16 protein-coding genes are annotated in these 18,068 nt (G+C 55.2%); 8 read left to right on the top strand and 8 right to left on the bottom strand.

Going from position 1 to position 18,068, the window contains the following annotated elements; translation table 11 throughout:
* Positions 1–173 precede the first annotated feature (173 nt).
* The 5 genes from ssuB to ssuE are packed head-to-tail and all read right to left on the bottom strand — an operon-like array spanning position 174 to position 4,400.
* Complete coding sequence (gene ssuB, locus F153LOC_RS18365; RefSeq protein ID WP_100780700.1) at positions 174–941, bottom strand: aliphatic sulfonates ABC transporter ATP-binding protein; 768 nt, start codon at positions 939–941, stop codon at positions 174–176.
* On the bottom strand, positions 938–1,729 hold the full coding sequence (gene ssuC / locus F153LOC_RS18370; protein WP_100780699.1) for an aliphatic sulfonate ABC transporter permease SsuC: 792 nt from the start codon (positions 1,727–1,729) through the stop codon (positions 938–940). The genes ssuB and ssuC overlap by 4 nt, the downstream gene beginning before the upstream one ends.
* 10 nt (positions 1,730–1,739) lie before the next feature.
* Positions 1,740–2,885 carry an FMNH2-dependent alkanesulfonate monooxygenase gene (ssuD, locus tag F153LOC_RS18375; RefSeq protein ID WP_100780698.1) on the bottom strand — a complete coding sequence of 382 codons (1,146 nt, stop codon included), beginning with the start codon at positions 2,883–2,885 and terminating at the stop codon, positions 1,740–1,742.
* Positions 2,882–3,832: a sulfonate ABC transporter substrate-binding protein gene (locus tag F153LOC_RS18380; RefSeq protein ID WP_100780697.1), complete on the bottom strand. Its 951-nt coding sequence runs from the start codon at positions 3,830–3,832 to the stop codon at positions 2,882–2,884. Before F153LOC_RS18380 ends, ssuD begins: the two co-directional genes overlap by 4 nt.
* Entirely contained in the window at positions 3,825–4,400 is a 576-nt protein-coding gene (ssuE, locus tag F153LOC_RS18385; RefSeq protein WP_102105597.1) for an NADPH-dependent FMN reductase, read from the bottom strand. Before ssuE ends, F153LOC_RS18380 begins: the two co-directional genes overlap by 8 nt.
* A 247-nt stretch (positions 4,401–4,647) precedes the next feature.
* Between ssuE and pyrD the strand changes: the two genes are divergently transcribed.
* Positions 4,648–5,658: a quinone-dependent dihydroorotate dehydrogenase gene (gene pyrD / locus F153LOC_RS18390; protein WP_102105596.1), complete on the top strand. Its 1,011-nt coding sequence runs from the start codon at positions 4,648–4,650 to the stop codon at positions 5,656–5,658.
* Positions 5,659–5,823: 165 nt separating this feature from the next.
* A complete protein-coding gene (zapC, locus tag F153LOC_RS18395; RefSeq protein WP_100780694.1) occupies positions 5,824–6,366 on the top strand; it encodes a cell division protein ZapC in 543 nt (180 codons plus the stop codon).
* Here zapC and F153LOC_RS18400 read toward each other — a convergent pair.
* Positions 6,363–7,472, bottom strand: a complete 1,110-nt coding sequence (locus tag F153LOC_RS18400; protein ID WP_102105595.1) for a YcbX family protein — start codon at positions 7,470–7,472, stop codon at positions 6,363–6,365. The genes zapC and F153LOC_RS18400 overlap by 4 nt on opposite strands.
* A 104-nt stretch (positions 7,473–7,576) precedes the next feature.
* On the opposite strand from F153LOC_RS18400, the gene rlmKL reads away from it, so the two are divergent.
* From rlmKL to rmf, 6 genes are all read left to right on the top strand, one after another.
* Positions 7,577–9,685, top strand: coding sequence for a bifunctional 23S rRNA (guanine(2069)-N(7))-methyltransferase RlmK/23S rRNA (guanine(2445)-N(2))-methyltransferase RlmL (gene rlmKL / locus F153LOC_RS18405; RefSeq protein WP_102105594.1), 2,109 nt, complete (start codon positions 7,577–7,579; stop codon positions 9,683–9,685).
* Between the two features lie 12 nt (positions 9,686–9,697).
* Positions 9,698–11,605 (top strand): ABC transporter ATP-binding protein, encoded by a 1,908-nt coding sequence (locus tag F153LOC_RS18410; protein ID WP_102105593.1) that lies wholly within the window; start codon positions 9,698–9,700, stop codon positions 11,603–11,605.
* A 13-nt stretch (positions 11,606–11,618) separates the two neighbouring features.
* Entirely contained in the window at positions 11,619–12,872 is a 1,254-nt protein-coding gene (gene pqiA / locus F153LOC_RS18415; protein WP_102105592.1) for a membrane integrity-associated transporter subunit PqiA, read from the top strand.
* Positions 12,873–12,876: 4 nt separating this feature from the next.
* The gene (gene pqiB / locus F153LOC_RS18420; RefSeq protein WP_100780689.1) at positions 12,877–14,514 is read left to right on the top strand and encodes an intermembrane transport protein PqiB; all 1,638 of its coding nucleotides are present in this window, start codon (positions 12,877–12,879) and stop codon (positions 14,512–14,514) included.
* On the top strand, positions 14,514–15,080 hold the full coding sequence (gene pqiC, locus F153LOC_RS18425; RefSeq protein ID WP_102105591.1) for a membrane integrity-associated transporter subunit PqiC: 567 nt from the start codon (positions 14,514–14,516) through the stop codon (positions 15,078–15,080). Before pqiB ends, pqiC begins: the two co-directional genes overlap by 1 nt.
* Before the next feature lie 254 nt (positions 15,081–15,334).
* Positions 15,335–15,502 carry a ribosome modulation factor gene (gene rmf / locus F153LOC_RS18435; protein ID WP_100780687.1) on the top strand — a complete coding sequence of 56 codons (168 nt, stop codon included), beginning with the start codon at positions 15,335–15,337 and terminating at the stop codon, positions 15,500–15,502.
* 76 nt (positions 15,503–15,578) lie between these two features.
* Here rmf and fabA read toward each other — a convergent pair whose 3' ends face one another.
* Both fabA and F153LOC_RS18445 read right to left on the bottom strand, forming a co-directional pair.
* The gene (fabA, locus tag F153LOC_RS18440; RefSeq protein WP_064325594.1) at positions 15,579–16,097 is read right to left on the bottom strand and encodes a bifunctional 3-hydroxydecanoyl-ACP dehydratase/trans-2-decenoyl-ACP isomerase; all 519 of its coding nucleotides are present in this window, start codon (positions 16,095–16,097) and stop codon (positions 15,579–15,581) included.
* Between the two features lie 68 nt (positions 16,098–16,165).
* Positions 16,166–17,926 (bottom strand): Lon protease family protein, encoded by a 1,761-nt coding sequence (locus F153LOC_RS18445; protein WP_100780686.1) that lies wholly within the window; start codon positions 17,924–17,926, stop codon positions 16,166–16,168.
* Positions 17,927–18,068: the final 142 nt, after the last annotated feature.

Genomic DNA, 18,068 nt, shown 5'->3' on the forward strand with positions numbered 1-18,068 from the left:
AAAGCATGAAGTTGAAGAGAGCCAGCTTCCACTAAAAGAGGTGTGAAGGGAAGGCTCTCAGAGTCTGGACTTAGTACGCCCCTATGGGGCGTTATCAATGCCACCTGCTATGCAGGTGGTTTTTTACGGGTTTAACCGTTTCTTGTATAAGAGGCTTTCAGGCATCGCCTTCTTTATCCATGACGCCGGGCCTTCTCTTCAGTTGCCCCACGCTTCATCACTCTCTCCAGCACTTCTGCTTCCAGCTCTGCCAGTCTTACAGAACCGAGCCGCCGTGGACGAGGAATATCCACTGCCAGATCCAGGCCGATTTTGCCTTCTTCAATTAACAGCACCCGATCCGCCATCGCCACGGCCTCGCTCACATCATGCGTCACCAACAGTACGGTAAAACCGTGCTCCTGCCATAGGGAGGCGATCAGATCCTGCATTTCGATGCGCGTCAGGGCATCAAGCGCCCCGAGCGGTTCGTCCAGCAGCAGCAGGCCTGGCCGATGGATCAACGCGCGCGCCAGTGCCACACGCTGTTTTTGGCCGCCGGAGAGGGCAGCAGGCCACTCGTCCGCACGGTTTTCGAGGCCGACGGCGCGCAGCGCCTGACGTGCGTTATCCCGCCAGTTACCTTTCAGCCCCAGCCCCACGTTGTCGATAACCGTTTTCCATGGCAGCAGGCGCGCATCCTGAAACATCATGCGGGTATCGTCCTGAATATCCGCCAACGGCGTATTGCCCGCCAGCAATTCTCCGCCGTTCGGTGCCTCCAGCCCGGCAAGCAGCCGCAGCAGGGTGCTTTTGCCCCCGCCGCTGCGCCCGACAACCGCAACAAATTGTCCGGCAGGGACATGCAGATCCAGCGCGTTCAGGATAGTGTTATCCCCGTAGCGTTTGGTGACGCCGTTAAGCAGCAGCGGTGTCCCCTGAGTTAAACGAGCCGTATTCATGCGTTTGCCTCCTTCGTGGAATAGGCCGGGTTCCAGCGCAGCCAGCTTCGCTCAAGCCACTGGGCGCTGACGTCGGCGAGTTTGCCGAGCAGGGCGTAAAGAATGATGGCCACCACCACCACGTCGGTTTGCAAAAATTCGCGGGCGTTCATCGCCAGATAGCCGATCCCGGAGTTGGCCGAGATGGTCTCCGCCACAATCAGCGTCAGCCACATCAGACCGAGGGCGAAACGCACGCCGACCATAATCGACGGCAGCGCGCCCGGCAGGATCACGTGGACAAACAGCGCAAAGCCGGACAATCCGTAACTGCGCGCCATCTCCACCAGCCCACGGTCGATATTACGAATGCCGTGCCAGGTGTTGATGTAAATCGGGAACAGCGTGCCGAGGGCCACCAGGAAAATCTTGGCGCTCTCGTCGATGCCAAACCACAGAATTACCAGCGGGATTAACGCTAAATGCGGGACGTTACGCAGCATCTGAATTGACGTATCCAGCAAACGCTCGCCCCAGCGGGAGAGGCCACTGATAAGCCCCAGCGTCAGGCCAATCGAGCCGCCGATTGAAAAGCCTATTAGCGCGCGCCAGGAGCTGATCGCCAGATGCTGCCACAGCTCACCGCTCGAACTGAGCGACCAGAACGCCTCCACCACGCCCTCAGGAGAGGGCAGAATACGGCTCGACAACCATCCCACGGACGAGGCGATTTGCCAGACAATCACAATGCCGACGGGCAGAAACCAGGGGGCCAGACGCAGCAGCCATTTTTGGGATGGATTTGCCATACGTACCTCGTTAGCTCTGCGCGACTTTTCGCGGGATAAACTCATTCGCTACGGCTTCGCCCTGAAGCTGGAGCGCGCGCGGCTGCGGGATTTCCGGGATTGCCACATCCAGATGCGGGAACAGCAGCTCGCCGACGTTGTATGCTTCTTCCAGATGCGGATAGCCAGACAAGATAAAGCTGTCGATACCCAGATCGGCATACTCGTTGATCCGCGCCGCGACCGTAGGGCCATCGCCCACCAGCGCCGTACCCGCGCCGCCGCGAACCAGGCCAACACCTGCCCACAGATTCGGGCTGATTTCGAGATTGTCCTTGTTGCCTTTATGCAGGGAGGCCATTCGGTGCTGTCCTACGGAATCAGTCTTCGCAAAGGCTGCCTGCGCTTTGGCAATGGTGTCATCGTCCAGATGAGAAATCAGCCGGTCGGCGGCCTGCCAGGCTTCGGCGTTCGTTTCTCGCACGATGACGTGCAGGCGAATGCCGAAGCGCACTTTGCGCCCATGCGCGGCGGCTTTGGCGCGCACCTGCTCAATTTTCTCTTTCACCAGCTCAGGCGGCTCGCCCCAGGTCAGATAGAGATCAACCTGTTCAGCAGCCAGATCCTGCGCGACATCTGACGATCCGCCAAAGTAGAGTGGGGGACGCGGCTGTTGCACCGGCGCAAACAGCAGTTTCGCATCGCGAACGTGGATATGTTTGCCCTCGTAGGTGACGGTTTCGCCCTCCAGCAGACGGCGCCAGACGCGGGTAAATTCCGCGGAAGCCTCGTAGCGCTCCGTGTGATCGAGGAACACGCCGTCGGCGGCCAGCTCCTGCGGATCGCTGCCGGTCACCAGGTTAAACAGGGCGCGGCCATTGGAAAGGCGATCCAGCGTTGCGGCCTGACGGGCGGCAACGGTTGGGGAGACCACGCTCGGGCGCAGGGCCACCAGGAATTTCAGACGCTGCGTGACCGGTATCATCGAGGCGGCTACCAGCCATGCATCCTCGCAGGAGCGCCCTGTCGGGATCAGCACGCCGGTAAAACCGATTCTGTCGGCGGCCTGCGCGATTTGCTGCAGATAGCCGTAGTCTACCGGGCGAGCGCCCTCTTCGGTGCCAAGATAATGCCCATCACCGTGGGTCGGTAAAAACCAGAACAGATTCAGACTCATGATTTCGATCCTTCTTTGTCAGAGGGTTGCCAGATACGGTCGCGAATATCGATTTTTTTCGGCACGAGACGGTTCTCGTAGAACAGATCTGCGGTTTGCTGCTGCAGGACAGCGGTTTTAGCGTCGACGGGCTTAATCACCGTCGTCGGGCGATGATCCAGATAGCTGGCGATCACCGGCTCCGGCAGGCCCATGGTTTTGGCGAGCAGGGCGATGCTTTCCTGACGCTGACTCTGAGTGAGCGCATCCGCCTCGCTAAAGGTCTGCAGCACACCCTGAACAAAGTCGCCGTTCTTTTCCGCATACGGGCGCGCGGCAAGATAGAACGAACCGGTCTGCTTCAGCGTTTCGCCATCTTTCAGCACCCGAACGCCGCCCTGCAATAAGGCGGCAGAATAGTACGGGTCCCAGATCGCCCAGGCATCAACATTATTTTGCTGGAACGCCGCGCGGGCGTCTGCCGGGGTTAAGTAGACAGGCTGAATATCCTTGAACGTCAGACCCGCCTGTTGAAGGGCGCGCAAGAGCAGGTTGTGGGAGCTTGAACCTTTCTGGAAGGCGACTTTGTGGCCTTTCAGATCGGCGACGGTTTTGATCGGGCTGTTTTCAGGCACCAGAATCACTTCCGCTTTCGGCTTTGGCGGCTCGACGCCGACATAAACCAGATCCGCTCCGGCAGCTTGGGCAAAAATAGGGGGGATGTCGCCGGTACTGCCCAAATCAATACTGCCGACGTTCAACGCCTCCAGCATCTGCGGCCCGGCCGGGAACTCGATCCATGAGAATTTCGTGTCCGGGTAGCGCTTCTCCAGCAACTGATGGCTTTTCGCCAGCACCATGCTGACGCTGCCTTTCTGGTATCCGATACGCAGGCTTTCAGGCGCCGGTTCCGCCGCCTGTGCAAGCGCAGAAACAGCGAACAGGGCGGTCAGAAGATATTTAAACATGGGCGACTCCTTTCAGACGGCCAAAGGCAGGGGCTTGCACATCGCGGCGATGCAACGCCTGCCAGAAAGTTTCCAGCGCGCTATCAAGGCGCAGGTGCAGGTTCGGGGTGAACTGCGGTTTATGCTGGTAATCGATCACCTGAGAGTCATCGGCAAACACCCCGTGCAGGATCTCCTGGGCTTTGAGCGCATTCAGGACTGGTTTGAGGGCGTAATCCACCGCCAGCATGTGCGCAACGGTGCCGCCGGTCGCCAGCGGAAGAACCACTTTTCCCTCCAGCGCACGTTCAGGCAGAAGATCGAGCAGGGTTTTCAGCGCGCCAGAGAAAGAGGCTTTATAGATCGGTGTCGCCACGATCAGCCCGTCGGCTCCTTTGAGCTGTTCGATCAGCGTCTGTAATGCCGGGCTGTCAAAGCGGGCATAGAGAAGGTCTTCCGGCTCAAAGTTTTGCAAGTTCCAGTGGCACACCTCGACGTTCAGCGAGTTGAGCTGTTCGCGGGCGTATTCCAGCAGGGCGCTGGAGCGAGAAGGAAAACGCGGACTTCCGGCCAACGTGATGACGCGCATGTTTGCTCCTTATAACTATTTGTTTGCTTTTATCTAACATTCATAACAATTTTCACGAGTGTGACATTGCACGGTTATTCCACTAAATGATTTATCTGAAATTAAAATGCCGAAAATTGCATAAGAAAGAGGCAGAAAGGAAAACGATTGCGCTTTACGATGATTTTTTGCCACAGGTCAATTCCCTTTCCTGGCGCGATCGCTGATAATCCGTGTCCGGTTTGCATACCGGAATCCAGGAGAGTTCATGTACTACCCCTTCGTTCGTAAAGCCCTTTTTCAGCTCGATCCAGAGCGCGCTCATGAATTGACATTCCAGCAGTTACGCCGCATTACAGGAACGCCTCTTGAGGCGCTGGTGCGCCAGAAAGTGCAGGAAAAACCTGTCCAGTGCATGGGCCTGACGTTTAAGAACCCACTGGGTCTGGCAGCAGGTCTCGACAAAAATGGTGAGTGCATTGACGCCCTTGGCGCGATGGGGTTTGGCTCCATCGAAGTGGGCACAGTGACGCCGCGCGCGCAGGACGGGAACGACAAGCCGCGCCTGTTCCGCCTGGTTGAAGCAGAAGGGTTGATCAACCGAATGGGCTTCAATAACCACGGTGTTGATCATCTGGTAGAGAACGTTAAAAAAGCCCATTTTGACGGTGTGCTGGGAATTAATATCGGCAAAAATAAAGATACGCCGGTTGAGCAGGGTAAAGATGACTATCTGATTTGTATGGAAAAAGTCTATGCCTATGCCGGTTATATCGCGATAAATATCTCTTCGCCAAATACCCCTGGCTTGCGTACGCTGCAATATGGTGAAGCGCTGGACGATCTGTTAAGTGCGATTAAAAATAAACAGAATGAACTCCAGGCGACCCATCATAAATATGTTCCGATCGCGGTTAAGATCGCCCCGGATCTTTCTGTCGAAGAATTGATCCAGGTTGCCGACAGTTTGGTTCGCCATAATATTGATGGTGTTATTGCCACCAATACTACGCTCGATCGCGCCCTCGTGCAGGGAATGAAAAACTGCGACGAAATGGGTGGCTTAAGTGGTCGTCCGGTACAATTAAAAAGCACCGAAATTATTCGTGCCTTGTCGGCGGAATTAAAAGGTCGCTTACCGATCATCGGCGTTGGCGGGATCGACTCAGTCATCGCGGCTCGCGAGAAGATGGCGGCAGGTGCCTCACTGGTGCAAATCTATTCCGGCTTTATTTTTAAAGGCCCACAATTGATTAAAGAAATCGTTAATCATATCTAATCTTTTCTCCATATCAGACAACCAGGGCTTTATTTCCAGCCCTGGTTGTTTTATATTCCGTCTTTGTTGCTTATTTAGACATTATGGTCTTTTATTATTGATGTTATAAACGAAGCGATAATTTGGACATTTTAAGAACAGGACGTTGTGGGGAAGGAGAGGAAAATGCGAATAAAACCTGACGATAACTGGCGCTGGTATTTTTGCGAAGAGCACGATCGAATGATGCTCGATTTAGCCAATGGTATGTTATTTCGCTCTCGTTTTGCTCGCCGAATGCTGACCCCGGATGCGTTTGCACCGTCAGGCTTTTGTGTTGACGATGCAGCCCTGTTTTTCTCTTTTGAAGAGAAATGTCGCGATCTTATTCTCTCTAAAGAGCAGCGTGCCGAGCTGGTGCTGAATGCGCTGGTGGCGATTCGCTTCCTGAAACCGCAGATGCCAAAAAGCTGGCACTTTCTTGCTCACGGGCAAGCATGGTCCCCGGTCACCGGCGATGCGGCCTGCGTCAATCTCAGCGATACTTCGGAAGAGGTGAGTTTGCTGGTGGTTGAGCCGGGCGAAAACGCCGCGCTCTGTTTGCTGGCGCAACCCGGCGTGGTGATTGCCGGGCGCACAATGCAATTGGGTGATGCGATTAAAGTGATGAACGACCGGCTTAAACCGCAACTGCGTATGGATTCCTTTAGCCTCGAACAGGCTGTTTAGCGCTCTAGCTGCAACGACGTTTTCGGAATGCAGCTACAGCACAGAATCGTACCATCTTCGCTTACGGCTGATTTCTTGAGTGCCGTCACTTCGCCATCGACCAGAGTGATGCGACAGCTTCCACAGATCCCCGCACGACACGAATAGGGCACGCGGATCCCCGCTTGTTCCAGCTGTTCAAGCAGTAGCTGCTGATTATTCCCCTGTAACGTTTGCCCCTCCCACTGAAGCGTCAACTTTGTGACAGGCTGTGTTTCGGCTTCAATCTCTTCTTCTTCCGGCCCTGGGCCGTAAACTCGGGCAGGACCCGTTGCGAGGATCTCAATCTCGTCGCCGACGCGAATCACGCCGCTGGAGCGTGGGATCAGGTTCTGACCAAAATCGACATCGCCGTTATCCTGTGCGGTGCGGAAAGACTGCAAGGTTTTCAGCGGCTCGCCGGAAGGGTGTTTTTGCCCTCTCTCCGGGCTGATGGTGGTGAAAATACAGCGGCTGCACGGCTTCACCACATCAAAGATCACGCTGCCGATACGGATCACTTTCCAGGTATCTTCTTCCCAGGCCTGTGCGCCCGTCACGACCAGATTCGGGCGGAACTGCTCCATCTGCACGCTGGCGGAACAGCGGTTTTGCAGATCGCGCAGGGAGGCGTCATTCGTCAGCAGATAGGGAAAACCGTCGGCAAAGGAGAGGGGAACTGCTTCAAAACGCTTCACGCGGCGCGTAAGCTCCGGGCCGACCCAGCGCAGCTGCACCGCGCGGGAGAAGAAACCGCTCAGCCAGGTGTTAATCTCATCCGGGGCGATGCGGGCGGTGAAATGGTTACCCCACACTTCTGTCGGGGCATCAACGGGGGCAAAATCAGTAAAGCGTGCAATCACGCTTGAGCCATCCGGCGCCGTCAAATGCAGGCCGTCGTGCAGCGGAGCCGGGATAAAACGCACCATCTGCGGGAACTGGCGGGCGGTGATGAAGGTGCCGTCCGGTTCGGTAATCATAAAAATGCGATCGAAGGCAAAGCCGCTGACGTCAGCAAGCGCGTGGGTCAGGCCAATACCACGCATGGATTTGACCGGATGAATAAAAAGCCTGGATAACGTCGCCACTGTTCACGCCCTCGAACGATTTGAAAATAAGCCTTCAACTTTATGACATAGAGCGCATATTAGCTATAATGCGCAGCAATTTTCTACGAGTAATAAGTGACGATATGAATTCTCTGTTTGCCAGTACGGCCCGTGGGCTGGAAGAGCTGTTAAAAACTGAACTGGAAAGCCTTGGCGCGCTTGAGTGTCAGGTGGTTCAGGGTGGTGTCCACTTTGAGGGCGACACACGGCTTATTTACCAGAGCCTGATGTGGAGTCGCCTGGCGTCGCGCATCATGTTGCCGCTGGGTGCCTGCAAGGTCTACAGCGACCTTGATCTGTATCTCGGCGTGCAAGCGATCGACTGGACAGAGATTTTCGCCCCGGGTGCGACCTTTGCCGTGCATTTCAGCGGGCTGAACGACGAAATCCGTAATAGCCAGTACGGTGCGCTGAAAGTGAAAGACGCCATCGTCGACAGCTTCACGCGTAAAAATCTTGAGCGCCCGAACGTCGATCGTGAAAATCCCGATCTGCGCATCAACGTGTGGCTCAATAAAGAGACCGCCAATATTTCTCTGGATCTCTGCGGCGAAGGCCTGCACCAGCGCGGTTATCGCGATCGCGCCGGTATTGCGCCGATCAAAGAAAACCTGGCTGCGGCCATTGTGATGCGCTCTGGCTGGCTGCCGGGCACGCCGATGATCGACCCAATGTGCGGTTCCGGCACCTTGCTGATTGAAGCGGCCATGCTGGCCACCGACCGCGCGCCAGGATTGCATCGCGGGCAGTGGGGCTTTAGTGGCTGGGCACAGCATGATGACGCCATCTGGAAAGAGGTCAAAGCCGAAGCACAGGTTCGTGCACGGAAAGGCCTGGCTGATTACACCTCCCGTTTCTACGGCTCGGACAGCGACGCTCGCGTAATTGAACGCGCGCGCAGCAACGCCCGCCGCGCCGGTATCGGCGAACTGATCGACTTCGAGGTGAAAGACGTCTCCCAGTTAACCAACCCGCTGCCGAAAGGCCCTTACGGTACGGTGATCAGTAACCCGCCGTACGGCGAACGTCTCGATAGCGAACCGGCGCTGATTGCGCTGCACAGCCTGCTGGGTCGCACCATGAAGGATTATTTCGGCGGCTGGAATCTGTCGCTGTTTAGCGGTTCTCCTGAGCTGCTGAGCTGCCTCCAGCTCCGCGCCGAGCGTCAGTTCAAAGCCAAAAACGGCCCGCTGGACTGCGTACAGAAAAACTACCATCTGACCGAGAAAGATGGCGACAGCAAGCCATCGACGGTGGCAGAAGACTACGCTAACCGTCTGCGTAAGAATCTGAAGAAATTCGAAAAATGGGCGAAACAGGAAGGCATTGAATGCTATCGCATTTACGATGCCGATCTGCCGGAATATAACGTTGCGGTTGACCGCTATGCGGACTGGGTCGTGGTGCAGGAATACGCTGCGCCGAAAACCATTGATGCCCAAAAAGCGCGCCAGCGTTTGCTGGACATCATCGCGGCGACAATTGGCGTGATGGGCATTGCGCCGAACAAACTGATCCTGAAGACCCGTGAGCGTCAGAAAGGGACCAATCAGTATCAGAAAATGGGCGATAAGGGCGACTTTATCGAGGTGGGCGAATACAATGCGCGCCTGTGGGTGAACCTGACAGACTATCTCGACACCGGTCTGTTCCTCGATCACCGTATCGCGCGTCGTATGCTGGGCCAGATGAGCAAAGGGAAAGATTTCCTGAACCTGTTCGCTTATACCGGCAGCGCCAGCGTTCATGCGGGCCTGGGCGGTGCGCGTAGCACCACCACGGTCGACATGTCGCGTACCTATCTGGAGTGGGCTGAGCGCAACCTGCGTCTCAACGGCCTGACCGGTCGTCAGCATCGTCTGCTGCAGGCCGACGTACTGGGCTGGCTGCGCGATACGGATGAACAGTTCGATCTGATCTTCATCGATCCGCCGACCTTCTCCAACTCCAAGCGTATGGAAGATACCTTCGACGTTCAACGCGATCACCTGCGTCTGATGACCGACCTGAAACGTCTGCTGCGTAAAGGCGGCACCATTATGTTCTCGAACAACAAACGCGGCTTCCGCATGGACAATGACGGGCTGGAAAAACTGGGGCTGAAAGCACAAGAAATCAGTCAAAAAACGCTGTCTCAGGACTTCGCCCGTAACCGTCAAATTCACAACTGCTGGTTGATTACCGCAGTCTGAAAGGAAATTTAAATGTCATTAATTAGCATGCACGGCGCATGGCTGTCCTTCAGCGATGCGCCACTTCTCGACGATACAGAACTGCACATCGAAGACAACGAACGCGTCTGTCTGGTGGGCCGTAACGGCGCGGGTAAATCCACGCTGATGAAGATTCTCAACCGTGAGCAGGGTCTGGACGACGGGCGTATCGTTTATGAGCAGGATCTGATCGTTTCTCGTCTGCAACAGGATCCGCCGCGCAACGTCGCGGGCAGCGTCTATGATTTTGTCGCTGAAGGGATCTCCGAGCAGGCCGAATACCTGAAGGGGTATCACGATATTTCGCATCTGGTGATGACCGATCCGAGCGAAAAAAACCTCAACGAGATGGCGCGCCTGCAGGATTTGCTGGATCACCACGGCCTGTGGCAGCTGGAAGACCGCATCAATGAAGTGCTGGAGCAGCTTGGCCTTGAAGCCGATATGGCGCTGGCTTCTCTGTCTGGTGGCTGGCTGCGTAAAGCGGCGCTGGGCCGCGCGCTGGTCTGCGGGCCAAAAGTGCTACTGCTCGATGAACCGACGAACCACCTGGATATCGAAACCATCGACTGGCTGGAAGGGTTCCTGAAAACCTTCAATGGCACCATTATCTTTATCTCGCACGACCGTTCGTTTATCCGCAATATGGCCACCCGTATTGTCGATCTCGATCGCGGCAAGCTGGTCACGTATCCGGGCGATTACGACACCTATCTGCTGGAAAAAGAAGAGAACCTGCGCGTTGAAGAGCTGCAAAACGCCGAGTTTGACCGCAAACTGGCGCAGGAAGAGGTGTGGATCCGTCAGGGCATCAAAGCGCGTCGTACCCGTAACGAAGGCCGCGTGCGTGCCCTCAAAGCGATGCGTAACGAACGCAGCCAGCGCCGTGAAGTGATGGGCAGCGCGAAGATGCAGGTCGAAGAGGCCTCTCGTTCCGGCAAAATTGTCTTCGAAATGGAAAACGTGAACTACCAGGTCGACGGCAAAGTGCTGGTGACCGATTTCTCCGCGCAGGTTCAGCGCGGCGATAAAATTGCACTGATCGGCCCGAACGGCTGCGGTAAATCCACGCTGCTGAAACTGATGCTGGGCCAGCTACAGGCTGACAGCGGCCGTGTTCACTGCGGGACTAAACTGGAAGTGGCCTATTTCGATCAGCACCGTACTGAGCTTGATCCTGAAAGAACGGTGATGGATAACCTGGCAGAGGGCAAGCAAGAGGTAATGGTTAACGGGAAACCGCGCCATGTGCTGGGCTATCTGCAGGACTTCCTGTTCCATCCAAAACGCGCCATGACGCCTGTTCGCGCGCTCTCCGGCGGGGAACGTAACCGACTTCTGCTGGCGCGTTTGTTCCTGAAACCCAGCAACCTGTTGATTCTCGATGAACCGACGAACGATCTGGATGTCGAAACCCTGGAACTGCTCGAAGAGCTGATCGACGGCTATCAGGGCACCGTAATGCTGGTAAGCCATGACCGTCAGTTTGTGGACAACACCGTCACCGAATGCTGGATTTTTGAAGGCGAAGGTCGTATTGGTCAGTATGTGGGCGGTTATCAGGACGCGCGAGGGCAACAGGCGCAATCCTTAGCGCATAAACAGTCCAAATCTAAAACGGGATCGCAACCGCTTGTCGCAAAAGCAGAAACTGTCAAAAAGCCGACGGTTAAAATGAGCTATAACCTGCAGCGCGAACTGGAAGGGTTGCCGCAGCGTCTTGAAGAGCTGGAAACGCAACTGGAATCATTACAGGCTCAAGTTGCTGATGCATCCTTCTTTAGCCAGCCACACGACTATACTCAGAAAATATTGGCAGAGCTTTCCCAGGCCGAAAAGGCGTTGGAAGAGGCATTTGAGCGCTGGGAGTACCTTGAGGCACTCAAAAACGGCGCATAAACAGGGATACCCGATGTGTGATCAGCACCATGCCGACCGGCATATTTTATGCTCGCAATGCGATATGCTCGTGGCGCTGCCTGAGATGGGTCACGGACATAAGGCGGCATGCCCCCGTTGTGGGGCAACGCTGACGACAGAGTGGGACGCGCCAAGGCAGCGTCCCACTGCTTATGCGCTTGCGGCGCTGTTTATGCTGCTGCTCTCGAATCTTTTTCCGTTCATCTATATGAAAGTCGGCGGGATGACCAGCGAAGTCAATTTGCTGGAGATCCCAGGCGTCATGTTCTCGGAAGATTACGCCAGCCTTGGCACCTTCTTTCTTCTCTTTGTACAAATCGTTCCGGCGTTTTGCCTGGTCGTGATTTTACTGCTGGTAAACCGCGTCCGGATGCCCATCAAAGTCAAAATCCTGCTTACCCGAATTCTTTTCCAGCTGAAAAGCTGGGGGATGGCGGAGATTTTCCTCGCGGGGATTCTGGTCAGTTTTGTGAAGCTGATGGCCTATGGCGACGTTGGCATCGGCAGCAGTTTTGTTCCCTGGTGTCTGTACTGCATGCTACAGCTGCGCGCCTTCCAGTGTGTCGACCGCCGCTGGGCCTGGGATGATATTGCGCCTGCGCCAACGCTAAACCAGACCGTTAAAGTGGGCGTGCCCGGAATTCGCCAGGGATTGCGCTCCTGTACGTGCTGCACCGCCATTCTGCCTGCTGATGTGGAAGAGTGCCCGCGTTGTGGCACCAAGGGGCATGTGCGGCGCAAAAACAGTCTGCAATGGACGATGGCCTTACTGGTCACCTCCATCATGCTTTATCTGCCGGCCAATATTTTACCCATCATGATCACCGATCTGCTGGGAGATAAAATGCCTTCGACGATCCTGGCCGGGGTGGTGTTGCTGTGGGGCGAGGGATCTTATCCGGTGGCGATGGTGATTTTCATTGCCAGTATTATGGTTCCCACCTTAAAGATGATCGCGATTGCCTGGCTGTGCTGGGATGCCAAAGGCCATGGAAAGCGCGACAGCGAACGCATGCATCTGATTTATGAAGTCGTCGAATTCGTTGGCCGCTGGTCAATGATCGACGTGTTTGTGATTGCCGTTCTCTCCGCGCTGGTGCGCATGGGTGGACTGATGAGTATTTATCCCGCTATGGGCGCGCTGATGTTTGCGTTGGTCGTTGTCATGACGATGTTTGCGGCCCTGACTTTCGACCCGCGTTTATCCTGGGATCGTGAGCCAGAGTCAAGCCATGAGGAAGAGTGAAAGCATGGAAAATAAGAGTGGAGAGGCGAAAGTGCAGAAGGTCAAGAACTGGTCGCCGGTGTGGATCTTCCCCATCGTCACAGCGCTGATCGGAGCCTGGATCCTGTTTTATCATTACAGCCATCAAGGGCCGGAAGTGACGCTGATCACGACCAACGCCGAAGGCATTGAAGGGGGCAAAACCACCATCAAGAGCCGCAGCGTTGACGTGGGTGTCGTTGAGAGTGCGACGCTGACTGACGATCTCACACACGTTGAAATCAAAGCGCGCCTTCATTCCGGCATGGAGAAGCTGCTGCATGGCGATTCCGTCTTCTGGGTGGTCAAACCGCAGGTCGGGCGCGAAGGGATCAGTGGCCTGGGGACGCTGCTTTCCGGGGCTTACATTGAGCTTCAGCCCGGCGCGAAAGGCAGCCAGCCTGGACATTATCAACTGCTGGATGCACCGCCGCTTGCGCCGCCAGACGCGAAAGGTATCCGGGTGACTCTCGACAGCAAGAAAGCGGGGCAACTTAGCCCTGGGGATCCAGTGCTGTTCCGTGGTTACCGCGTGGGCTCCGTGGAAACCAGTACCTTCGATGCGCAAAAACGCACCATCAGCTATCAGCTGTTTATCAATGCGCCAAACGACCGTCTGGTGACCAGCAACGTGCGCTTCTGGAAAGACAGCGGTATTGCGGTAGATCTGACGTCGGCGGGGATGCGTGTCGAAATGGGTTCTCTGACCACGCTGTTTGGCGGCGGGGTGAGTTTTGACGTGCCTGAGGGGATGGATCTGGGGCAGCCGGTCGCACCGAAAACCGCGTTCAGACTGTTTGACGATCAGAAAAGCATTCAGGATGCGCTCTATACCGATCATGTCGACTATCTGATGTTCTTCAAGGACTCTGTTCGCGGCCTGCAGCCAGGTGCGCCGGTGGAATTCCGCGGTATCCGCCTGGGTACAGTAGGTCAGGTGCCGTACTTTGTGCCGGGTCTGAATCAGGTACTGGATGACGACTATCGTATCCCGGTGTTGATCCGCATTGAACCAGAACGGTTACTGGCCCAGATTGGTCAGAACCAGGATATCGGCACGCATATTAATCAGCTGTTGAGTCGCGGGTTACGTGGCTCGCTGAAAACCGGCAACCTGGTGACGGGCGCCCTGTATGTGGATATGGACTTCTATCCGAAAGCGCCAGCGATTACCGGTGCGCGTGAATTCGGTGGCTACACCATTATCCCAACCGTCAGCAGCGGTCTGGCGCAGATTCAGCAGCGCCTGATGGAGACTCTGGATAAGATTAACAATCTGCCGTTGAATCCGATGCTTGAGCAAGCGACCAACAGCCTGACTGAAAGCCAGGCCACGATGCGTCGTCTGCAAACCACACTGGATAACATCAACAAAATTACGGCTAACCAGTCGATGCAACAGCTTCCGCAGGATATGCAGAAAACGTTGCGTGAGCTTAACCGTAGTATGCAAGGCTTCCAGCCAGGTTCGGCGGCGTATAACAAGATGGTAGCGGATATGCAGCGCCTGGATCAGGTCCTGCGCGAACTGCAGCCGGTTCTGAAAACGCTGAATGAGAAGAGCAACGCGCTGGTATTTGAAGCGAAGGACAAAAAAGATCCTGAGCCGAAGAGGGCAAAATAATGAAAAAATGGCTATTAATCGTCGGAGCACTGGTTTTAACGGCCTGTAGTTCAGGAAGCGATACCAAGAGTTACTACCAGTTGCCGATGGGGGCTCAGACGGGCGGGCAAAGCAGCGCCAGCCAGGGGCATCGCCTGCTGTGGGTTGAGCAGGTCACGATCCCGGATTCCCTCGCCGGCAACGGCGTGGTGTATCAGACCAGCGACGTGCAGTATGTGATTGCGAATAACAATCTGTGGGCCAGCCCGTTGGATCAACAACTGCGCAATACGCTGGTGGCGAACCTGAGCAGCCAGCTTCCGGGATGGGTTGTTGCCTCACAGCCTCTGGGCAGCGACCAGGATACCCTCAACGTCAATGTGACGGGTTTCCATGGACGCTACGATGGCAGGGTGGTGATCAGCGGTGAGTGGCTGCTGAACCATCAGGGGCAGCTGATTAAGCGCCCGTTCCATCTTGAGCTGAAACAGCAGGAGGATGGTTACGACGCTATGGTGAAAGCCCTGGCCCAGGGCTGGGCACAGGAATCTGCCAGCATCGCCCAGGAGATTTCTCGCCTGCCATAAGCAAAATTCATGATGTTAAGCCGCCATCCGCGTTTCGCTGATGGCGGCTTTTTTTTCGGTTTTTGTTCAGGCTGTTACTTGTTCCAGCTCACAATTTTTGTACAAATGATCTTCTGTGTAGCTCACAAATATGACACTGGCGTGAATTTTGCGCATTGACGCATGGCGTGATTCGGGTTATTCGTTATCTGTGTTTGCACGTTTTGCATACACTGTTTTCTTTCCACCAGACCAAAGAATGAGGGAAACGAGGCATGAAGAGACAGAAACGAGATCGCCTGGAAAGGGCTCATCAACGTGGTTATCAGGCTGGCATCGCTGGACGCTCAAAAGAAATGTGTCCTTATCAGACGATAAATCAAAGGTCACAATGGCTGGGAGGCTGGCGAGAAGCCATCGGAGACAGGGTACTTCTTGCTTGATAACGTCTCTTTAAAAACAGAAACCTCCGCCATGCGGAGGTTTCGCCTTAGTTGCTCAAGCACTACTTAAGCAAAATCAGAACGCAGAAGTGTCCTGGAACAGACCGACTTTCAGGTCACTGGCGGTATAGATCACACGGCCATCAACCAGCACTTCACCGTCTGCCAGACCCATCACCAGACGACGGTTCACAATGCGTTTGAAGTGAATACGGTAGGTAACTTTCTTCGCGGAAGGCAGAACCTGACCGGTGAATTTCACTTCACCCACGCCCAGCGCGCGGCCTTTGCCTTCGCCGCCCAGCCAGCCGAGATAGAAGCCAACCAGCTGCCACATCGCATCCAGGCCTAAACAGCCAGGCATTACCGGATCGCCGATAAAGTGGCAACCGAAGAACCACAGGTCTGGATTGATATCGAGTTCCGCTTCCACGTAACCCTTGTCAAAGTTGCCGCCGGTTTCGGTCATTTTCACGACACGGTCCATCATCAGCATGCTAGGTGCCGGTAACTGCGGGCCTTTAGCGCCGAACAGTTCACCACGACCAGAGGCAAGAAGATCTTCTTTTGTATAGGATTCGCGTTTATCTACCATGTTCTCAGTAAGCCTTATTTTAGTGAAGCACGCAGGATAGCTAACACGTGTACGCTGAACAAGTCCGATCAGTTCGGGCTAAACCAGCTTAACCAGCGTAACGGCCATGGATAACGATGACGAGCATCCTGTTGCATCGCCTGAGCGATACGCTCCTGGATAGTTTGCATCAGCGTTGTTTGCACTTCGCCATCCCAGACCTGATTTGTCAGTAAGGGTAGCGCATCCGTGACATCGTCGATGGCCCAGATACTGAATTGCTCTGCATCCACCGCATCCAGTACCGCCTGGCTCAGGCTCAGATGGCGTGCGTTTGGCGCAGGAATAATCACGCCCTGTTTGCCACTCAATCCACGCTGCTGGCAAATAGAGAAGAAGCCTTCGATTTTCTCATTCAGGCCGCCAACCGGCTGAGCGCGACCAAACTGATCGACAGAGCCGGTGATAGCGATGCTTTGATTAACTGGCACATCCGCAAGCGCACTGATGACAGCACAAAGCTCAGCCATAGACGCGCTGTCGCCATCCACTTCACTGTAAGACTGCTCAAAGGTCAGTGAGGCGGAGAAGGGCAGCTGTTGCTCCAGCTGAAGCTGTGACATCAGGAAGGCCTGCATAATCATCATGCCTTTAGCATGAATGTTGCCGCCCAGCTCGGCTTTGCGCTCAACGTCAGTAAATTCGCCGTCGCCAATGTGGATGACGCAGCTGATACGTGAAGGTTCGCCAAAGGCACGCGGATGACCAGGGAATTCAATGACGGACAGGGCGTTGATTTGCCCCACACGCTCGCCTTCGGTTTCCACGAGGATCTGTTCCAGCAGGATTTCGTCCTGCATACGATCCGCGAGATACCCTTCCCGCCATTCGCGCTGTGCCAGCATCTGGGCGAATTGCTCACCGGTAAAAGTCCCCGGCCCGCTAATGACGCCCGTTTCGCGCAGTTGTTTACTGATCCACAGCGGACAGAGCGGCAGGGTTTCCTGATCGCCCGTGTCACGTGCAGCTTCACGAATAAGACCTGTCCAGGCATCTGCGGCAGGGATCGGAAGAGCATAACGTGCCGCGACGGCCAGCACCCATTGGCACCATTGTGTCACGTCGTCTGCATCGGCGATCTGGATGTTATCTTCAAATTCGGTGTAAACGGCCTGATCGGCAAGTTCCGGCTCCATCTCCTGAAAATCCGCCAGAGACTCACGATCGCCTGTCAAAATTACTTTCAGTGACAGGGGCATCGATGGAATAGCGACAGGCAGCGGGCGGGACTCATCATAGGCAATCCAGTCGAAACGCTGATGCGCCACAATGTTCTTCAGACGCATCCACAGCAACGGCTGTGCAAGCAGCGTTCGCAGAGAGATGATCAGGACACCGCCGTTGGCTTTGTGCACCAGTCCCGGCTGGATACTGAGCTGACCGTTAAAGTGACGAAGACAGCCAAACAATTGCTCCGCTTCGGCCCACTCGGCGGTAATGACCTCGCCGGTAGCGGCAAAATTATCATCAGCCTGGGTGGCGGGTTCGAAAGTGACATCACTTCCCACGATACGATATTGTCCGCCAAAAACGGTGTCCGTTTCTGGTTGCAATTGACGCACGGCATCGGCCATCAGAGCCAGGTATTCAGCTTCTTCTGGCGCCTTCAGTAACATGAAGGGGGAGGTTGTCCATGGGCTTAACGTCTGCTCAAGCGCGTAATGTAAACGCGGTTGCGTATCGCTAAGGATGAAGTCGTGTTCTTTTGCGAGGTCTGGCTGTGCAAACAGTTCCTGATAGCTTTCAGTATCAGGAACCAGGTCACGCCATGCTAGTTTCGTAATGGTCAAAGTTGATGTTTTTTAGTTAGATGTAAAACGGTGGATTATACCGCAAGCCTTGACCCATTCCCACGTGGTATTAGGGATTTCAGGCGGGGAATGCGCGGTAAGGGGTCACAGGATATGATTTCTTTTCAGCAGATTGCCAAAA

The organism is Lelliottia sp. F153, from assembly GCF_002870005.1.
Lineage (GTDB): Bacteria > Pseudomonadota > Gammaproteobacteria > Enterobacterales > Enterobacteriaceae > Enterobacter > Enterobacter nimipressuralis.